This is a genomic window from Massilia aurea, assembly GCF_024753205.1.
GTDB classification, from domain to species: domain Bacteria; phylum Pseudomonadota; class Gammaproteobacteria; order Burkholderiales; family Burkholderiaceae_D; genus Telluria; species Telluria aurea.
Genome location: NZ_JANUGZ010000005.1, coordinates 81500 through 99979 on the forward strand (window position 1 = coordinate 81500; position 18480 = coordinate 99979).

The 18480-nt window shown below is 65.8% G+C and carries 15 protein-coding genes; 6 read left to right on the forward strand and 9 right to left on the reverse strand.

The window, feature by feature from the left end; translation table 11 throughout:
* Positions 1–3: 3 nt before the first annotated feature.
* Positions 4–2829: a phosphoenolpyruvate carboxylase gene (ppc, locus tag NX775_RS19560; RefSeq protein ID WP_258837485.1), complete on the reverse strand. Its 2826-nt coding sequence runs from the start codon at positions 2827–2829 to the stop codon at positions 4–6.
* Between the two features lie 185 nt (positions 2830–3014).
* Here ppc and hemC point away from each other — a divergent pair, with 185 nt between their 5' ends.
* The 5 genes from hemC (at position 3015) to ppa (ending at position 7736) form a co-directional block, all read left to right on the forward strand.
* Positions 3015–3974, forward strand: coding sequence for a hydroxymethylbilane synthase (hemC, locus tag NX775_RS19565; protein WP_258837486.1), 960 nt, complete (start codon positions 3015–3017; stop codon positions 3972–3974).
* 1 nt (position 3975) lies between these two features.
* Positions 3976–4755 (forward strand): uroporphyrinogen-III synthase, encoded by a 780-nt coding sequence (locus NX775_RS19570; RefSeq protein WP_370660610.1) that lies wholly within the window; start codon positions 3976–3978, stop codon positions 4753–4755.
* Positions 4752–5936: a uroporphyrinogen-III C-methyltransferase gene (locus NX775_RS19575; RefSeq protein WP_258837488.1), complete on the forward strand. Its 1185-nt coding sequence runs from the start codon at positions 4752–4754 to the stop codon at positions 5934–5936. Before NX775_RS19570 ends, NX775_RS19575 begins: the two co-directional genes overlap by 4 nt.
* Positions 5937–5938: 2 nt before the next feature.
* On the forward strand, positions 5939–7135 hold the full coding sequence (locus tag NX775_RS19580; RefSeq protein WP_183550809.1) for a heme biosynthesis protein HemY: 1197 nt from the start codon (positions 5939–5941) through the stop codon (positions 7133–7135).
* Positions 7136–7196: 61 nt separating this feature from the next.
* Positions 7197–7736 carry an inorganic diphosphatase gene (ppa, locus tag NX775_RS19585; protein WP_258837489.1) on the forward strand — a complete coding sequence of 180 codons (540 nt, stop codon included), beginning with the start codon at positions 7197–7199 and terminating at the stop codon, positions 7734–7736.
* A gap of 61 nt (positions 7737–7797) precedes the next feature.
* Here ppa and NX775_RS19590 read toward each other — a convergent pair whose 3' ends face one another.
* From NX775_RS19590 to NX775_RS19620, 7 genes are all read right to left on the reverse strand, one after another.
* Positions 7798–8466 (reverse strand): choice-of-anchor J domain-containing protein, encoded by a 669-nt coding sequence (locus tag NX775_RS19590; protein ID WP_258837490.1) that lies wholly within the window; start codon positions 8464–8466, stop codon positions 7798–7800.
* Positions 8467–8619: 153 nt separating this feature from the next.
* A complete protein-coding gene (locus NX775_RS19595; RefSeq protein WP_258837491.1) occupies positions 8620–9699 on the reverse strand; it encodes a branched-chain amino acid ABC transporter permease in 1080 nt (359 codons plus the stop codon).
* Between the two features lie 2 nt (positions 9700–9701).
* A complete protein-coding gene (locus tag NX775_RS19600) occupies positions 9702–10724 on the reverse strand; it encodes a branched-chain amino acid ABC transporter permease (RefSeq protein ID WP_258837492.1) in 1023 nt (340 codons plus the stop codon).
* Positions 10725–10732: 8 nt separating this feature from the next.
* Positions 10733–11479, reverse strand: coding sequence for an ABC transporter ATP-binding protein (locus NX775_RS19605; protein WP_258837852.1), 747 nt, complete (start codon positions 11477–11479; stop codon positions 10733–10735).
* Positions 11466–12266 (reverse strand): ABC transporter ATP-binding protein, encoded by an 801-nt coding sequence (locus NX775_RS19610; protein WP_258837493.1) that lies wholly within the window; start codon positions 12264–12266, stop codon positions 11466–11468. The genes NX775_RS19605 and NX775_RS19610 overlap by 14 nt, the downstream gene beginning before the upstream one ends.
* Before the next feature lies 1 nt (position 12267).
* Complete coding sequence (locus NX775_RS19615) at positions 12268–13476, reverse strand: substrate-binding domain-containing protein (RefSeq protein WP_258837494.1); 1209 nt, start codon at positions 13474–13476, stop codon at positions 12268–12270.
* Positions 13477–13496: 20 nt separating this feature from the next.
* Positions 13497–15779, reverse strand: coding sequence for a TonB-dependent receptor (locus NX775_RS19620; protein ID WP_258837495.1), 2283 nt, complete (start codon positions 15777–15779; stop codon positions 13497–13499).
* A 247-nt stretch (positions 15780–16026) separates the two neighbouring features.
* On the opposite strand from NX775_RS19620, the gene NX775_RS19625 reads away from it, so the two are divergent.
* Positions 16027–16947: a LysR family transcriptional regulator gene (locus NX775_RS19625; RefSeq protein WP_258837496.1), complete on the forward strand. Its 921-nt coding sequence runs from the start codon at positions 16027–16029 to the stop codon at positions 16945–16947.
* Positions 16948–16974: 27 nt separating this feature from the next.
* Here NX775_RS19625 and NX775_RS19630 read toward each other — a convergent pair whose 3' ends face one another.
* Positions 16975–18480, reverse strand: a complete 1506-nt coding sequence (locus NX775_RS19630; RefSeq protein ID WP_258837497.1) for a caspase family protein — start codon at positions 18478–18480, stop codon at positions 16975–16977.

Genomic DNA, 18480 nt, shown 5'->3' on the forward strand with positions numbered 1-18480 from the left:
CCGTTAGCCTGTATTGCGCAGACCGGCCGCAACGCCGTTGATCGACAGGTGGATGCCCCGGTGCACGCGCGCATCGACCTGGCTCGCCGGATCGAGCGCCAGCGCCCGGTGCCGGCCGATCAGCTCCACCTGCAGGTGGTTCAGCGGGTCCAGGTAGGCGAACCGGTTCTGGATCGAGCGCGCCAGCAGCGGATTGCCCTGCAGGCGCTCGCCCGTGCCGGTGATGTCTTCCAGGATGGTCAGCGTGAGCGCGTGTTCGGCCGTGATGCGCTTGAAGATCCGCTCGCGCAGTTCGACGTCGGCCACCAGTTCGGCGTAGCGCCGGGCGATCGGCAGGTCGGTCTTGGCCAGCACCATGTCCATGTTCGACAGCAGCGTGGCAAAGAACGGCCATTCCTGGAACATCGTGCGCAGCTCGGCCAGTTTCGCCTCACGCTCGCCTTCGCCGAGCCAGCCATGGACCGCTGACGCAAAGCCGAACCAGCCCGGCAGCAGCAGGCGGCACTGGCCCCACGAGAAGCCCCACGGAATCGCGCGCAGGTCTTCGATGCGGCGGGTCGACTTGCGCGAAGCGGGGCGCGAACCCAGGTTCAGCTCTGCGATCTCGGCGATCGGCGTGGCCGCAAAGAAGTAGTCGGTAAAGCCGGGCGTGTCGTAGACCAGGTCGCGGTAGGCCTTGTAGGCGCGATTCGACAGCTCGGCCATCACCGACTCGAAGCGGTGCAGGCGGCCGGTCTGCGCTTCGCTCGCCGTGTTGGGCGTGAGGCTCGCTTCCAGCGTGGCCGAGACCAGCAGCTCCAGGTTGCGCCGGCCGATTTCGGCATTCGAGAACTTGGACGCGATGATTTCGCCCTGTTCGGTCAGGCGGATCTGGCCATTGACGGTGCCCGGCGGCTGGGCGCGGATCGCGTCGTAGCTCGGACCACCGCCACGGCCGACCGTGCCGCCGCGGCCGTGGAACAGGCGCAGCTTGACCTTCTGCTGCGCGAACACGTCGACCAGTTTCAGCTCGGCCTGGTACAGCTCCCAGTTCGATGTCAGGAAACCACCGTCCTTGTTCGAGTCGGAGTAGCCCAGCATGACTTCCTGCAGGTGGCCCTGCTTGGCGATCACGTTGGCGACGAACGGCAGCGCCATCCACGCATCCATGATGCCGGCCGCGCGCTGCAGGTCGGGGATGGTTTCGAACAGCGGAATCACCATCACTTCGCCGGTCGTGCTGCTGGCGCGCAGCAGGCCGGTTTCCTTTTGCAGCAGCAGCACTTCGAGCAGGTCGGACACCGTCTCTGTGTGCGAGATGATGTAGTTGCGGATCGCGCGCGGGCCGTAGCGCAGGCGGATCTCGCGCGCGCAGCGCAGGATCGCCAGTTCGGACGTCGTCTCTTCGCCGTAGGTGTCCCATAGCGAAATCAGGGGCCGGGCGCTGTCGAGTTCACGCAGCAGCAGCGCGATCTTGGCGTCTTCGTCGAGCGCGGCGTAGTCAGGCTCGACGCCGGCGCGGGCCAGCAGTTCGGCCAGCACGCGCTCGTGGATGTCCGAACTCTGGCGCATGTCGAGCGAGGCCAGGTGGAAGCCGAAGATGCGCGCCGCGCGCAGCAAGCCGGCCAAGCGTGGCATGGTCAGCATCGCGCCGTGGTTCTGGCGCAGCGAGTCGGCCAGCGTTTCGAGGTCGGCCGCAAACAGTTCGGGGTCGAGGTAGGGCGCGGCGTGGCCGACTTCCTTGCGCAGGATATGGCCCACGCCCAGTTCGCGCGCGGTGGCTGCCAGGCGCGCATAGATGCCGATCAGCGCGCGCCGGTAAGGCTCGTCGCTGCGGTGTGGCGACGCATCGGGCGAGTTCTGGGCCAGCAGCTCCAGCGCCGGCGTGACGTCCACCAGCAGCGTGGAAGCCGACAGTTCGGCGCCCAGCGCATGGACTTCGTCGAGATAGAAGTCGAGGATCGTCGTCGACTGGCGCGTCAGCGCGTGGCGCATCGTGTCGGCGTTGACGTTCGGGTTGCCGTCACGGTCGCCGCCGATCCAGCTGCCCATCTGCAGGTACGATGCGTGGGGTTTAGGGGCGTCATCCTGGGCGCCGTCGTCAGGGCCATATTGTTCGGCGATCTCGAACTCGATGTCGTCGTACAGCGCCGGCAGTTCGCGCAGGAAGGTGATGCGGTAGTAGGACAGGGCGTTGTCGATTTCGTCGGCCACCGTCAGCTTCGAGTAGCGCAGCATGCGCGTCTGCCACAGCGTGGCGATGCGGGCATGCAGCATCTGCTCGTTGCGCTGGCGCTCGCGCGGCGTGAGCGGCGTATCGCGCTCGGCCAGCAGGCGGGCGATATCGTGTTCGGCGTCCAGGATGCTCTTGCGCTGCACCTCGGTCGGGTGCGCCGTCAGTACCGGCGAGATCAGCGCGTCGTTGAAGAATGCCTGCACTTCGTCGCGGCCAATGCCGGCGCCGGCGAGCTTGTCCAGTGCATAGCCGATGCTGCCCGCGCGCGGCGCCGAGCCACCCAGCAGGTGCGCACGGCGGCGGCGGTTGTGGTGCTGGTCTTCGGCGATATTGGCCAGGTGCGAAAAGTACGAGAACGCGCGCACGACCGAGATGGTCTGGTCGCGCGTGAGCCCGTGCAGCATCGTCGTGAGTTCTTTGCTGGCGTCGGGATCGTCGTCGCGCCTGAAACGCACGGCAGTCTGGCGGATGGTTTCGACCAGGTCGAAGACCTCGGCGCCTTCCTGGTCGCGCAGTACGTCGCCCAGCAGGCGACCAAGCAGGCGGATGTCTTCTTTGAGCGGCGCGTCCTTGTCGGCGCCGGCGGTTACGTCAGGGAGAGCAGGATTGTTCATATCGACCACAAGTAAGCGTTGTGCGAGGGCGGTTGGCCACGGTCTGCAAGAGGCCCCCATGATAAAATTTGTGATCTTATGCAGGGAGCGGTTACCGGCACCGGCCGGATCGGCCCAATGACAGTGAAAGAATTCGTGTGTTAGCAGCTATACAGCAGGGTACTTCGGCACCAGCGGCGCCAACGATGCCGTCAAAACTCATTATCGCATCCCGCGAGAGCCGCCTGGCCATGTGGCAGGCGGAGCACGTACGCGACCGGCTCGTCGCATTATATCCACAGTGCCGCGTCGAGATTCTCGGCATGACGACACGGGGCGACCAGATTCTCGACCGCACGCTGTCGGCCGTCGGCGGCAAGGGCCTGTTCGTCAAGGAGCTCGAAGTCGCGATGGCCGAAGGCCGCGCCGACCTGGCCGTGCACTCGCTCAAGGACGTGCCGATGGAGCTGCCCGAAGGCTTCGAACTGACCGCCGTGCTCGAACGCGAAGACCCGCGCGACGCGTTTGTGTCCAACGATTACGAAAGCCTCGATGCGCTGCCGGCTGGCGCCATCGTCGGCACCAGCAGCCTGCGCCGCCAGTCGCTGATCGCCGCGCGCTATCCGCACCTGGTCATCCTGCCGCTGCGCGGCAACCTGGATACGCGCCTGGGCAAGCTCGATCGCGGCGAATATGCCGCCATCATCCTGGCCGCTGCGGGCCTCAAGCGCCTCGGCCTGCCGCAGCGCATTCGCGCACTGCTCGAACCCGAAATGAGCTTGCCGGCGGCCGGGCAGGGCGCGATGGCGATCGAGATCCTGAGCAGCGCGCGCAGCGACGGCGTCGACCTGCGCGCCGTGCTGGCGCCGCTGAACCACGACGACACCGCCAGCGCTGTGCTGGCCGAGCGCAAGGTCTCGCGGATCTTTGGCGGCAGCTGCCAGATCCCGCTGGCGGCGTTCGCCACCGTGCAGGGCGGCCAGATGCGCCTGCGCGCGATGGTTGCCACGCCCGACGGCAAGCGCAGCGCGCACGCCGAAGTGAGCGGCCCGGTCGAGCAGCCCGAGTACCTGGGCGAGCAGGTGTCCGAGTTGCTGGCCCAGCAGGATGCAAATGCGATCCTGGCGGCGTGCCGTCTCGATGCCGCTGCAAACCAGGATGCCTGACATGCCTGAGACGGCGCGCGTCGTCGTCGTCACGCGCCCGCGCGCACAGGCCGATGCGCTGGCGCAGGCGGTGTCCGCCAGCGGCCGTACGGCCGTGCTGCTGCCGCTGCTCGAGATCAGCCCGGTCGAGGATGCGGCGCCGCTGCGCGCGGCGCTGGCTGAACTCGACCGCTTTGCGCTGGTGGCGTTCGTCTCTCCGAATGCCATCGACGCCACGTTCGCGCACATCGAGGCATGGCCCGTGGGCGTGCCGGTGGCGATCGTCGGCGATGGCAGCCGCGCCGCGCTGGCGCGCCACGGGGTGACCGGTGACGCGTGCACGATCTTCAGCCCGGCCGACAGCGCGCACAGCGATTCCGAACATCTGCTGCAGCGCCTCGATCTGGCGTCGTACGCCGGCAAGCGCGTGCTGATCGTGCGCGGCGACGGCGGGCGCGAGCTGCTGGCCGACGCCTTGCGCGCCGCCGGCGCCCGGGTCGAGCCGGTGGCCGCGTATCGCCGTGCGACGCCGGTATTGACGGCAGAACTGGCCACACGATTGCGCGCCTTGCTGGCGCAGCCAAACGACTGGATAATCACGAGTTCGGAAGCCCTGCGTGGCCTGGCCGGGCTGGTGCAATCCATCGACGACGATGCGCTGATGGCGCGATTGCAGCAGCAGCGCCTGATCGTGCCCCATGCGCGGATTGCACAGACGGCCCGCGATCTGGGCCTGGAACACGTGCGCCTCACCGGTTCCGGCGATGCACGCCTATTAGCAGCGTTACAATCACAAGAATGAACGAATTGCCGAACAACCCAGACCAGCCCCAGGCCAGTGTGCCCGCTCCCAGCCTTGCCAAGCCGGAGGAGGCGCAGGTGCCGCCTGCTGCGCCGCCGCGCATGAGCGGCCCTGCCACGCGTGGCCTGTTTGATCGCGTGGCGCGGCCATTGCCGCTGGCCGTCATCGTACTGGCCGCGCTGCTGGCCGTGCAGACATTCTCGTCGCACAGCCGCATCAATTCGCTGCGCCAGGACATGGCGCGTAGCCTGCAGAAGGGCAATGCGGTCAATGCCGAGACGGCGGCCCTCGCGCGCGACGTGGCCGACCAGTCGAAGGAACTGCAGATCAAGGTCGGCGTGCTGGAGAGCCGCCAGAGCGAAGCGCAGAGCCAGCAGGTCGCGCTCGAGCAGCTGTACAAGGATCTGTCGCAGAACCGCGACGAGTGGGCGCTGTCCGAAATCGAGCAGGTGCTCGCCACCGCGAGCCAGCAGCTGCAACTGGCGGGCAATGTGCAGGGCGCCCTGATCGCGCTGCAAAACGCCGACCGCGCCGTCTCGAGCTCGAACGCGCCGCAATTTTTGACCATCCGCCGCGCGATCGCGGCTGACATCGACCGGCTCAAGGCCTTGCCGGCGGTCGATCTGGCCGGTGTCGCGCTGCGCCTGGACAATGTGATCGTCCAGGTCGAAACGCTGCCGATGCTGGCCGATGAAAAGCCGCTGCTGCCGGTGGCCCCGGTGCGCACGACGCGCCGGCTCGAGGCCGCCGCAGCGCCTGCCAAAACTGCCGCGCCGGCCGTCCCTCCCGAGTCGCTGGGCGTGGGCCAGCGCCTGCTGCAAACCTGGAGCCAGTGGAGCCAGGAGATGTGGGACGACGTGCGCCAGCTGATCCGCGTGCGCAGCGTCGACGACCCCGAGGCGCTGATGCTGTCGCCGAGCGAGTCCTTCTTCGTGCGCGAAAACCTCAAGCTGCGCCTGCTCAATGCGCGCTTGGCCCTGTTGTCGCGTAACGAAGCCACGTTCCGCGACGACCTGGCCACGGCCCAGACCATGCTGGCCATGTATTTCGACACGCGCGCCCGTACGACGCAATCGGCCCAGGCGGCATTGCGCCAGGTGCAGGCCAATGACCTGACGATCGAATTGCCGACGCTGGCCGAGAGCCTGGGCGCAGTGCGTAACTACAAAGCGAAGCAATAACCATGCGCTTACTCATCTGGCTGGTTACGCTGATGGCCGCGGCCATCGGCATTGCGGTGACGGCGCGCTTCAATCCGGGCAATGTGGTGCTGTTTTATCCGCCGCACCGGATCGACATGTCGCTCAATCTGTTTGTCGTGGTGCTGATGCTGCTGTTCGCCACGCTGTACGTGCTGGTGCGCACCTTCTACGCAACGGCGCGCATGCCGCAGCGGGTGGCAGCGTACCGCCAGCGCCGCCGCGAGCGCGATGGCAACAAGGGCTTGCGCGACGCGCTCAAGGCGCTGTTCGAAGGCCGCTTCGGCCACGCCGAAAAAGCCGCGATGCGCGCCGCCGACCTGCCCGAGAACACGGGCCTGGCAGCGCTGATCGGCGCGCGCGCGGCGCACCGCATGCGCGAGCCGGCGCGCCGCGACGCCTGGCTGGCCGGCATCTCGCATGACACCACGCTCAAGACGGCGCGCCTGATGACGCTGACCGAACTGCTGGTGGACGATCATCGCCCCGAAGCGGCGCTGGAAGCGGTGGCCGAACTCAATGCCAGCGGCCAGCGCCATATCCACGCGCTGCAGTGGGCGATGAAGGCGAATCAGCAGGCGCGCAACTGGCCCGAGGTGCTGCGCCTGGTGCGCATCCTCGACAAGCGCAATGCACTGCATCCGGCCCTGGCCCGGCGCCTGCGCGAAATGGCCTACGAAGCGCTGCTGGGCGGCGAAGACCACGACGCCGAATCGATCCGCTGGACCTGGGCCACGGTGCCCCCGCAAGACCGCACGGTGCCGTACGTCGCCGCGCGCGCCGCCGGCGCCTTCAATGCGCGCGGCCTGCACGACGAAGCGCGCGCAATTGCCGAAGAGTCGCTCAAGGCCAACTGGGACGAGCGTGTCGTGCGCGCCTACCGCGACGCGGCCAGCCCGGCCGGCTCGCCTTCGCTGCTGGCCCAGATCGAAGCGTGCGAAACGTGGCGCCGTGAACGGCCGCAGGACGCCGAACTGGCGCTCACGCTCGGCACGCTGTGCCTGAAACAGAAGCTGTGGGGCAAGGCCCAGCGCTATCTGGAGCAAGCCTTGTCGGACGCGACTGAAGCGGCGATGGTGCGCGAAGCGCATCTGAAACTGGCCCAGATGCATGAAGCGCTGGGGCAGGACGAGCTGGCTGCAAAGCATTACCGGCAGTGCGCACTGGCGACTGTGTTGTAACGCGTGCCTTTCGCTATAATGGCGGACTAATTTTGACTCTTTAGCAACCAAGGATCCCATCATGAGCCTGAACAACGTCCCAGCCGGCAAAGACGTGCCGAACGACTTCAACGTCATCATTGAAATCCCGATGAACTCCGATCCGGTCAAGTATGAAGTCGACAAGGACACGGGCGCGATCTTCGTCGATCGTTTCATGGGTACGGCCATGCACTACCCGTGCAACTACGGCTACGTGCCGCAAACCATCGCCGACGACGGCGATCCATGCGACGTGCTGGTCATCACCCCGTTCCCGCTGCCACCAGGCGTCGTGGTCCGTTGCCGCGCGCTGGGCGTGCTGAAGATGACCGATGACGGCGGCGGCGACGCCAAAGTGATCGCCGTGCCGATCGAAAAAGTGCTGCCGATGTACAAGAAAATCCAGTCGCTGGACGACGTGGAAGAGCTGCGCCTGAAGCAGATCCAGCACTTCTTCGAGCACTACAAGGATCTCGAAGCGGGCAAATGGGTCAAGATCGAAGGTTGGGCTGGCATCGATGAAGCCAAGGCCGAGATCGTTGCCGGCGTGGCAGCGTTCAACAAGGGCGCCCAGGCTTAAGCCAGCGCGCAGGCAGTATTCGAAAGCCGGCGGCCCGTGAGGGTTGCCGGTTTTTTTTACGTCAGTGGCGCTCGTGGCGCTCGTGGCGGCGCAGCAGGCCAAGCACGCCCAGGCCATCTACCAGCAGCAGCCGGCTGGTCGGTTCCGGCAGGCGCGTGACCACGCGCACCGTGTCGAGCCCGACATGGCTCAGCCTGGCCGCGTCGCCCAGGTAGCGAAATGCGAAGCGGCCTGGACCGTCCACCATCAGGTCGAGGTGCCATGGCTGCCATTGTGCGGGGAAGTCGGCCGCGCCGCCGATGCTGGCCAGCAGCGTGTCGAACGACGCTACAGCGGTCCCGCTGCCGCTGCCAAAGCGCACTTCGAGCAGATCATCGAAGCCGTTGACGCGCTCGCGGCTAGTGAAGAACGACAGCGTCGTTAGGCCGCTGAGCGTCAGCGTGGGCGTAATCAGCCAGTTGTCGACGCGGCCAATGCCGTGGGCGGCGCTGAGGCAGCTCGCGGCGGCGTACGCGTCCGGCACGCCTGCCTGGGCAGGGAAGACGTCGGGATTACCCTGGCACCACGGCGCACCGGGCTGGATGCTGCGGTTGATGCGGGCCCAGCCGGGGGCGGTGGCCAAGTTGGTGAAGTCTTCGCTGAGCACCTCGGTCCCAACCGCATGGGCGGTGTGAGGGGCGCAGGAGGTTGGGACCGCTGCGGCGGCGAGCATGTAGTTGAGTCGTTGCATGGTGAGCCGTCGCGTCGTGGATCGAGGCTTCATCATAGAAACGGCGGGCGCCGCGGTATTGCGGTGCGTTGGGGCTGTTGGGTCAGGTGTCCGGCGCGACGCAAAGGAGGAGGGGGAACCAAAAAAAGTCGCCGAGGTCGCAAGGTGCGTAGGTCAGGGCCGCGTCGCCAGCCACGCCTGCAGCCGCAGCTTGCCGACGATCCCGACCGGAAACCAGTAAATGGACAGGATGAACAGCAGCCCCAGCCACAGCATCCAGCGGTCCGGGTGCAGGGCGGCGGCCAGCAGCGGCACGCCGTCCAGCGCGGCAGCGCCGTGCGCCATCCAGTCCTTCAGGTAGTTCTGGGCCAGGATGAACAGCGTCGCGCCCACCACCGCGCCATACATCGTGCCCATGCCGCCGATCACGACGATCAGCAGGATGTCGGTCATGACCTCGAAGCCGAGCGACGTCTTCGGGCCGACGTAGCGCAGCCACAGTGCCATCAGTGCGCCAGCCAGGCTTGCCGTCAGCGCCGCCAGGACATTGGCCCAGATCCGGTACACCATCGTGCGGTAGCCAAGGGCTTCGGCGCGAAACGCGTTTTCGCGGATCGCCTGCAGCACCCGCCCGAACGGCGAATTGACCAGCCGCAGCAGGAACAGGAACAGCAGCAGGCAGCCGAAGAACACGACGTAATAGGTCAGCACCCGGCCATCGAGATGACGGCCGAATACCTCATGCTCGATCAGCCGATAGGCAGGAGAAAGCACGTGCGGCACGCTGAACGTGACGCCATCCTCGCCACCGGTGAAGTCGGACAGTTGCGACGCCAGCACGGCAAACGAAGAGGCCACGGCCAGCGTGATCATCGCGTAGAAGATGGCTTGCACGCGCAGCGCGAACAGGCCCACCACCAGCGCCAGGGCAAGCGCGAGCAGCAGCGCCAGGCCAAGCCCGGTCATGGCGATGCCCCAGGTCGGCTCATCGACGCGCGCCAGCGCCAGCCCGACGCCATACGCCCCGATCCCATAGAACATCGTGTGGGCGAACGAGACGATGCCGGTATAACCCAGCAGCAGGTCGTAGGACGCCACCAGCACGATGTAGACGCAGATCGTGGCCGCCGTGTTGAGTGGCCTCGCGCCGGAGGTCAGGAACGGCGCCAGCGCCAGCCCGAGCAGGATCACGACCAGCAGCGCCGTCAGGATGCGGCTGCGGGGCAGGTCGTCCGATAACAGTTGCCGCAGCATGGTCAGCCCCGTCCCGTCGCATACATCCCGGCGGGCCGCCACAGCAGGACCGAAATCATCAGGACGATGCCCGACACCAGCGCGATCCCGGGCGCCAGGAAGCCGGTGTAGTTGGCCACCAGGGCGATCAGCAGCGCGCCGATGAAGCAGCCGCCGACCGACCCCAGGCCCCCGATGATGATGACGATGAACAGCATCACCATGATCTCGCCGCCCATCGACGCCGTCAGCGTTTCCTTGTACAGGCCCCACATCACGCCGCCCAGGCCGGCCAGGCCCGCACCGGCCGCGAACACCAGCACGAACAGGCGCCGGATGCGGTAGCCAAGCGCTTCGACCATCTCGCCATGTTCGACGCCGGCGCGTACCAGCAGGCCGACCTTCGTGCGGTTCAGGATCAGGTACATCGCGACGAATACCACCAGTCCGACCGCCACCGCCACCAGGCGGTACTTGTCGATGGCCGCGTCGCCCAGCAGGAACGCACCGCGCAGGGCGGTGGGCAGCGGCACGGCGATCGTCCCGGCGCCCCAGAGGACGTGGATCAGCTGCTCGGCCACGATCATGCCGCCCATCGTGACCAGGATCTGCTTGAGGTGCTGGCCGTAGACGGGCTGGATGAGCAGCCGCTCGAAGGCCCAGCCCAGCAGCGCCGTGACGAGCATGGCGACCACGATCGCCAGCGCCAGCACAGCCAGATTGACGGGCAGAGAATCCATCTCGAGCCAGCTGCGCAGCGGCAGCAGCACGAGCGTGGCGGAAAACGCGCCGACCGCGATGAATGCGCCGTGGCCGAAATTGATCACGTTCATCAGCCCGAACACGAGGGTCAGCCCGCTGGCCATGATGAAGATCATCATGCCCATCGCGAGGCCCGCGACTGTGAGGGTGACCCAGGTGGACCAGCTGCCCACCAGCGGCAGCATGGTCAGCATCAGCGCCGGTACCAGCAGCAGCGGCGCGATATCGCGGCGGGTGGCCGGCAGTTGGGCGTCGGCCGACGGGACGGCGGGGGCGAGGGACATGGGCGTTCCTAGGGTTGGGTGTCGAGGGACAGGCCGAGCAGGCGCTGCTGGAGCGCGGCGTCGCCCGCCAGTAAGGCCATCGGGCCGGCATGCACCACGCGGCCGCCGTCCATCACGCTGGCCGTGTCGCCCAGCACGCGCACGACGTGCACGTTCTGCTCGACCAGCAGGATCGTCGCGCCTTGCGCCTTCAGTTCGCGAAACGCCGCCATCAGGCTGTGCACGATGGCGGGTGCCAGGCCTTTGGTTGGCTCATCGACCAGCAGCAGCTTGCGCGGTTCGACGATGGCGCGCGCAATGGCCACCATCTGCTTCTGGCCACCGGACAGGTTGCCCGCCGGGCGGTGCCAAAACGTGCGCAGCGCCGGGAAAAAGCCGAAGATCCAGTCGACACGCGCGGTGTCGATCGGGCCGTTGCGCGCGGCCAGCACCAGGTTTTCGCGCACCGTCAGGTCGGAAAACACCGCCATGTTCTCGGGCACATACGCAATGCCGGCGCGCGCGATGTCCGATGTGGCCAGCCGGGTGATGTCGCTGCCATCGAAATGGATGCTGCCGCTGCTGGCGCGCCACAGACCCATGATCGTACGTAGTGTCGTCGTCTTGCCGGCCCCGTTGCGCCCCAGCAGGACGGCCAGTTCGCCGCGCGCCACCTGCAGGTCGACCCCGTGCAGGATGTGGTACTGACCGATGTGCGTGTGCACACCGGTCATGCGCAGCAGCGGCTGGCGCGCCGCAGGATCAGGCGCGAGCATGTTCGGTGTCGGACGTTCCAAGATAAGCCTCCTGAACGATGGCGGATGCCATGACCTCGCGCGGTTCGCCATCGGCCACCAGCGCGCCGTTGTGCAGCACGACGATGCGGTCGGCGAGCTGGCGCACGACGTCCATCTTGTGCTCGACCAGCAAGATGGTGCGGGCGGCGTCGCCCTTGACTTCGCGGATCAGGTCGAGCACGACCGGCACGTCGTCGGCGCTCATGCCGGCGGTGGGCTCGTCGAACATCATGACGGACGGCTGCAGCGCCAGCAGGATCGCGACTTCGAGCTTGCGCTGGTCGCCGTGCGACAGCGCGCCCACCAGCATGTCGCGCCGCGCCGCCAGCGCCACGCGCTCGAGGTAATAGTCGGCGCGTTCGATCAGGTCCCGGTGGCTTGACCAGACCGACAGGAAGTCCAGGCCAATGCCGGCGCGGCTCTGGACCGCCAGCCGTACGTTCTCGACCACGGACAGCAGCGGGAACAGGTTGGTGAGCTGGAAGGCGCGGCCGATGCCAAGGCGCGTGCGGCGCGCGGCGCCCAGACGCGTGATGTCGCGGCCATGCAGGTGCACGCTGCCGGCGCTCGCGCGCAACTGACCCGAGATCAGGTTGAACCACGTGGTCTTGCCGGCGCCGTTGGGCCCGACGATGACGGACAGCGTGCCCGGATAAAAGTCGGCCGTGACGGCGTTGACGGCAACGTGCCCGCCGAAGCGGATCGTCAGGCCGCGCGTGGACAGGGACGGCGCGGCGCATGCGCTGGCGGCAGCCATGTCAGCCATGTCAGCGTTTGTTCCGCACCGGCAGCGGCATCTCGTCGGCCGGGATGTCGCGCACCAGTTCGAGCAGATCCCATTCGTTCTTCTGGTCCTTCTTGATGCGGAAGTGATACATCGGCTGGATCGCCTGGTGGTCGTCCTTGCGAAAGACCATGGCGCCCTTCGGCGTCTCGAAGCGCATGCCTTCCATCGCCGCGGCCATCCGGTCGCCATCGCCATCCTGGACCTTGCCCAGCGCCGCAACGACTGCGCTGGCGGCGGCCATGCCACCGGCGGTGAACATGTCGGGCGGGGTCTTGTGGCGCTTCTTGTGCTCTGCCACCAGCCAGTCGTTCATCGGATTTTTCGGGAAATCGTAGTAGTAATAGATGGTGCCTTCGGTGCCTGCATGCGCCTTCCAGGTTTGCATCACGGGCAGGATATTGCCGCCCGGGGCCAGTGCGATGCCGTAGCGTTCGGGTTTCATGGCGGCGATCTTATTCATCGGGCTCGGACCGGCCCAGACGATGGCCAGCACGCGCGGCTGCGGCTTGTCTTTCAGGGCATCGAACAGGCGCTGCACCGAGGCCGTGAAGTCAGTCGTCGCGAGCGGTGCGTATTCTTCGTGGACGACGCTGGCCTTGCTGCCAATGGCGATCAAGGCTTCCTTGCCGGCCTTGATCGCATCGCGCCCGAACGCGTAATCCTGGGTCAGGAAGCCCACGCTGCCGCTTTTCAGGGTGCTGGCGGCGGCCAGCGCATCCTGCATCGAACTGCGCGCCGTGCGAAAGATGTACTTGTTCCACTTGTCGCCCGTGATCGCATCGGCCACGGCCGGCTCGATGATCAGGATTTTTTTATACTCCTTCGCCACTGGCAGCATGGCCAGCGCCGAGGCGGACGAGGTGGTGCCCACCGCGATGTCGACGCGGTCGTCGCCATACGCTTCGGCCAGCAGCGTACGGCCCAGATCGGGCTTGCTCTGGTCGTCCTTGACGATCACCTTGACGGCGCGGCCGTTGATGGTCATCGTGCCCCTGGTCAGATACTCGAGGCCCAGCATGAAGCCGCTCTCGGTCTCGCGCGCGTAGGTTTCAAGTGGGCCAGTCTTGCCGGCGATGAGGGCAACTTTAAACTCCTTGCCCTGTGCGCCCGCTTGCGGCGCGGCGCCCAATGCGCATGCGGCCAATGCGGCCAGTCGCAGCAGGGCGAAGAATCTGATCGAATGGCGCATGCGGTCTCCTCGTGATGTTTTTAGAAGCGCAGTTCGAGCGTCGCTGACACCGTGCGCGGGTTGCCGTAGAAGGCGGTCAGGGTGCCCTCATTGCCCAGCGTCGGGAACAGGTAGCCGGCCGTTTTATAGTGCTCGTCGCCCAGGTTCTTGCCATGCAGGCCGGCGCGTACCTTGCCATCCGCGCGGGTCCAGACGATGCTCGCGTCCCAGATCCTGTACGAGTCCTGGTCGAGGATGGATGGGGTTTCGAACTGGCTGGTGGCGCCCTTGTATGCATAGCTGCCGATCAGCGAGACGCGCCCGTTGTGGCCCATGACTGGCAGCGGGATGTCGTAACTGGCGCGCAGGTTGGCCGAATTCTTCGGCGTGTTCTGGAACGTGCGCTGGCCGGCCACATTGACATTGGCCACGATGTATTCCCGGTAGCTGGCGTCGATGTAGCTGTACATCCCGGCGACCATGAAGCTGGGCGTGATATTGGCGACCGCCTCGAGTTCGACGCCCTTGATCCGCGCCTTGCCGGCGTTGGTCGTCACGCCGGCGAAGCTGTCGTCGCGCCCGTCGCCGTTGGTGTCGATGGCGATCGAGCCCGGAATCTGCACGTCCTGGTAATCGCTGTGGAACACGGCCAGGTTGGTCGTGATGCGCCCGCCATTGAAGGCCGACTTGAGACCGAGTTCAGTCGTCTCGATCGTTTCCGGCGCATAGCCGGCGCGCGCGGTGGCAATCGGGAGCCGCGTGCCGACCACGTTCAGGCGCGGATCGAACCCGCCGCCCTTGAAGCCTTCGGAATACGACGCGTACAGGTTGTGGGCATCGTTCATCTTCCAGCTCAGTGCCACGCGCGGCGTGAATTTCTTGTCCTTGCGCTCGAGCAGGCCGCCGCGCAGATCGGTGTCGGTGCGAAACAGGATCGCGTTCGGATTGCCCATCCGGGGCGAGCCGGCCAGCCCGAAATAAATCTGGCGCAGCACATCGGCTTCGCGCTGGTCGACCGTGTAGCGTCCGCCCAGCGACAGGCTCAGGCCCTCGGCAAGCGTGTAGCTGCCGTCAACGTAAGCGGCCCAAGCCTTCGTGTCGATGTCGCCCAGCGTGAAGGTCGATGTGGGAACCGCGCCGGCCAGGATGGTGTCGAACTGGTTGAAGGCGTTGGCGTCCATGTAGTACAGGCCGGCCACGCCCTGCAGGCGCGCGCCGCTGTAGGTCGCTTGCAGCTCCTGGCTGAACTGGCGGTTGGTGTACAGCGCCGGCACTTCCATGTCGACGACGGGCAGGGCGTCGAAGTCGATCGGCGCCCATGACTTGTCGCGCCGCGCGGCGGTGATCGATTTCAGGCGCCACGCGCTGTCGACGGTGTATTCGACCGTGACCGAGCCGCCGTACGAGCGCACTTCCTGGTCGCGGCCCAGTGCCTTGGTGAGATTGCCGCGCGTGTCGAACACGTCGTCCAGGATGGGCGCGCGGCTGGTGCGCCCGACGATCAGACGATGGCCATTCTTGGGGTTGGAATCGTCCTGCGTGAAATCGCCGGCAAGGCGGACGAACAGGTCCTGGTTCGGCACGAGTTCAATTGAGACCCGGCCGGCGGTGACGTCCTTGTCGTAGTTGCCCTTGCCGGTGGTCAGGTTGTCGCCAAAACCGTCGCGCGTGAAGCGCGCGAATGTGCCGCCAATGCGCGCGGTGTCGGTCAGCGGCGTGCTGGCCGTGAGCACGCCGTCTCGTTGCCCGTAATTGCCGACCGTGGCGCGCACGCGCACATCGCGCTGGGGGCCAAGCTTGCGCGTGACGTACTTGAGCGCGCCGCCGATCGTGTTGCGGCCGTACAGCGTGCCCTGCGGGCCGCGCAGCACCTCGATGCGCTCGACGTCATAGATATCGGCCACGGCCGCCTGCGGCCGGGCCAAATAAATGTCATCGACATAGATACCCACGCCCGACTCGAAGCCAGCCAGCGGGTCGGCCTGGCCGACGCCGCGGATGAACGCCGTGAGCGTGCTGTTGGTGGCGCGCGACGCCTTGAGCGTCGTGTTGGGCAGCGACAGCGCCAGGGCAGTCACATCGGGCAGCGCCTGTTTCGAGAGCTGGTCGGCCGAGAATGCGGTGACCGACACCGGCACATCCTGCAGCGATTCTTCGCGCCGGCGCGCGGTGACGACCACCCTGGACATGTTGTCGTCGGTGTTCGCCGCAGCCGGGGCGCCGGTCGCTTCCTGGGCATGGACGGCGCCGATGGCGCCGCTGCAAGCGGCCAGCAGGGCGCACGTGGACGGATGCAGCAGCTTCATCTTTCTGATCGGACGCATGATGTCTCCTTATTGTTCGTCGCCACGGTGGATGTGTCGCTCAAAGGGGGAATGTGCCCGAGCGCACCATGCGTCGCCTTGCGCATCAACAAGCGCTCCCATGAATACGCAGTTCGAATGGCGGCGTTGCAACAGATGGTCGAACTCATGCGTGTTGCATTACCAAGCGTGCCGGCCCCTTGGCGATTGAGGCCCAGTAGGGGCGGTTGATGTATCCTCGTCATGTATCCATTTCACGAGGGCCCCCATGCGCAGCCAGATCAGCGACGACATCACTTTCCGCAAGCTCGAGATCCTGCTGGCCTACATGGAGGGCGGCAACCTGAACGCCGCCGCGCGCATGCTCGACATCAGCGCCGTCAGCGTGCACCGCGCGCTGCATTCGCTGGAAGATGGGATGAGTTGTCAGCTGTTCAGTCTGCAGGGCCGCAACCTGATTCCCAACGACGCCGCGCAGGTGCTGGCGGACGTGAGCCGCGACGTGGTGCGGCTGATGGCGGACGGGATTGCAGCGACGCGCTCGGCCGCCGGCTATTCAGCCGATCACTTGAAGATCGGCTCGCTGTATTCGCTGACGACCGGCACGATCCCCGATGTCATCATCGGCATCAAGCTGCGCAAGCAGGAACTGGAAACGGAACTGGTGCTGGGCTCGAACGCGGACCTGCTGCACAAGCTCAAGCAGAACGCGATCGATGCAGCGCTGATGGCGGTGCCCGAACCCGATCCGGATATCGAATCGATCGCGCTGTTCGAGGACGAGATTTTCTTTGCGGCGCCGGCCGGTTCGCCCTATGCTGGGATGGCCGAGGTGGATCTGCGCGCCTGCGCGGACGAAAAGTTCGTCTGCCTGAAGGATGGCTTCGTGACCTTCAACGGGTTCCAGGAAGCATTTCGCATCGCCGGGTATGCGCCGAGCATCGTCACGCGCGTGGGCGATATTTTCTCGTTGATGAATCTGGTGGGGGCGGGGATCGGCTACACGCTGCTGCCTGGCCGCGTGCGCCATGCGTTTGGCGACAAGGTCCAGCTGATCCCGCTGAAGAACGATTATCTGATGCGTCAGACCATCGGCCTGAGTTTTCTGCGGGTGCGCGAGCGGGACCCGAACCTGCTGGCGCTGGCGGCGGTGTGCCGGATGCTGAAACACCGCACGCCAACGGGCTGAATGCGCTTGCCATACTGCTTTTTCGAATCAGCGACCAATTTTTTCAAGCGCGCTTTTCACCGTCGCAAGCAACGTTTTGTCCTTGCTCGCTGCCTGCGCGGCCAGCAGTTCTTCGCGCACATCGGGGGAGTCGAAGGTGCGTACCTGCATTGGCTGAGATGCAATCGCTTTCGAAATGCCGAGCTGGAAGCGGTAGCTTTTCGTGCTGAACTGGCGCAGCAGGCGTTGTACCGCACTGCTACGCTGTTCTTCGGGTAGGCCGGCCAGCGTATCGGACAGTGCTGCCCTGGCCGTGCGCCGTGTTACCGCGTCGGATGATGACAGGGCATTGATCTGCTGCTGAATCCGCAGTTCGGTGGAAGCGGGCATGGCGCCGGCGTTGATTGGCGGGGATGGCGACGCGGAGGGAGGTTCAGAACCGGAAGGAACCTGCGTTACCGGCCCGGATGCAGGTGGCTCGAAGCGAGGCACGCCCACGACAGGGCCATTGTCATCCGGGGTACGTGTAGCGGGATTTTCAGGCTGGGCGATCAGATTATCATTATCGATATCGAGGCGCGTGAAGATCATGTCGCCGCCCTCGTAGGTTTCGTCGCGCAGCGGCGCAAATACCGGAGAGGTGGCGTTCTCGGCACCGTCGTAGAGGCGCCGTGTATTTTGCTCGAGCCAGGTGCCAAGCTCGGAACCGGTGGTCCAGTGATCGAAATTGATACTGGCTTCCGCCGCGCGTCCCCCATTCAGAATGTCAATCAGCAGTCTTGTGAATTTGCTGTCCGCCGGCACCACTTCTCCTTGCGAACCTGCAGTCAGGAACTGGCGCCCCTTTCCCAACGTTTTTGCTTGGAAAATATAGTCGTCGACCTCGGGACCGCGTGTTGTCGGTGGAGCGGCCTGGACGAAGCGCGGCGCGCGCTTCTTGGGAATGCCTTCCGGCGGCGTGACACCCAGGGCAGGCCGGCCAAAGAAGCTGCCGGAAAAACAGGCGTCGAACACGAACAGCATATGGCGTGGGTCGGGTAGTCGCGCCCAGCTCGTGAAGTAGGGCATTGCCAACGACGCCGCCGCCAGCGACTGTCTGCCAGCGTTTTCTGCAGGCGCGTCGAATGGCACCAGATAGCCGACGGGCCGGTCGAGCGGCGTGCGGCTGAAACCGTGGCCACTGACAAAAACGAAGATGCGTGAGTCCGGCACCGTCGCACGGCGTCGCATGAAACTATCCAGCACACTGGCAAACTGGTCGGCCCCAATATCGAAGTACACCTCGACCTTGAAACGATGCTTCTCGAGCGCGTCGCGCAATTCGAGGATGCGTGTTTTGCTGGTGTTCAGTGGCTCCCAGTTTGTATAGTCTATCTGCCCGATCAGGATTGCGTGACTCTCGCTGTACAGCGTATGCACTTGATTATCCGGATCGCGTGCGAGGATCGCCGTCTGCGCCGCCGGCAGTGGGCTGACATAATATGGTGTATTCCCGGCATGCGCTGCAGCGCCTATCGCCGCCAGTATCCATAGCCAACTGCGCGCGGCTCTCAT

What these genes read in the sequence shown, in the direction of transcription:
- hemC (WP_258837486.1), top strand. Translation starts at nt 3,015, where the DNA reads ATGCCGTCAAAACTCATTATCGCATCCCGCGAGAGCCGCCTGGCCATG.
- ppa (WP_258837489.1), top strand. Translation starts at nt 7,197, where the DNA reads ATGAGCCTGAACAACGTCCCAGCCGGCAAAGACGTGCCGAACGACTTC.
- NX775_RS19595 (WP_258837491.1), bottom strand. Translation starts at nt 9,699, where the DNA reads ATGCTGCGGCAACTGTTATCGGACGACCTGCCCCGCAGCCGCATCCTG.
- NX775_RS19605 (WP_258837852.1), bottom strand. Translation starts at nt 11,479, where the DNA reads ATGCTCGCGCCTGATCCTGCGGCGCGCCAGCCGCTGCTGCGCATGACC.
- NX775_RS19620 (WP_258837495.1), bottom strand. Translation starts at nt 15,779, where the DNA reads ATGCGTCCGATCAGAAAGATGAAGCTGCTGCATCCGTCCACGTGCGCC.
- NX775_RS19570 (WP_370660610.1), top strand. Translation starts at nt 3,976, where the DNA reads ATGCCTGAGACGGCGCGCGTCGTCGTCGTCACGCGCCCGCGCGCACAG.
- NX775_RS19600 (WP_258837492.1), bottom strand. Translation starts at nt 10,724, where the DNA reads ATGTCCCTCGCCCCCGCCGTCCCGTCGGCCGACGCCCAACTGCCGGCC.
- NX775_RS19630 (WP_258837497.1), bottom strand. Translation starts at nt 18,480, where the DNA reads ATGAGAGCCGCGCGCAGTTGGCTATGGATACTGGCGGCGATAGGCGCT.
- NX775_RS19575 (WP_258837488.1), top strand. Translation starts at nt 4,752, where the DNA reads ATGAACGAATTGCCGAACAACCCAGACCAGCCCCAGGCCAGTGTGCCC.
- NX775_RS19615 (WP_258837494.1), bottom strand. Translation starts at nt 13,476, where the DNA reads ATGCGCCATTCGATCAGATTCTTCGCCCTGCTGCGACTGGCCGCATTG.
- NX775_RS19580 (WP_183550809.1), top strand. Translation starts at nt 5,939, where the DNA reads ATGCGCTTACTCATCTGGCTGGTTACGCTGATGGCCGCGGCCATCGGC.
- NX775_RS19625 (WP_258837496.1), top strand. Translation starts at nt 16,027, where the DNA reads ATGCGCAGCCAGATCAGCGACGACATCACTTTCCGCAAGCTCGAGATC.
- NX775_RS19590 (WP_258837490.1), bottom strand. Translation starts at nt 8,466, where the DNA reads ATGCAACGACTCAACTACATGCTCGCCGCCGCAGCGGTCCCAACCTCC.
- ppc (WP_258837485.1), bottom strand. Translation starts at nt 2,829, where the DNA reads ATGAACAATCCTGCTCTCCCTGACGTAACCGCCGGCGCCGACAAGGAC.
- NX775_RS19610 (WP_258837493.1), bottom strand. Translation starts at nt 12,266, where the DNA reads ATGGCTGACATGGCTGCCGCCAGCGCATGCGCCGCGCCGTCCCTGTCC.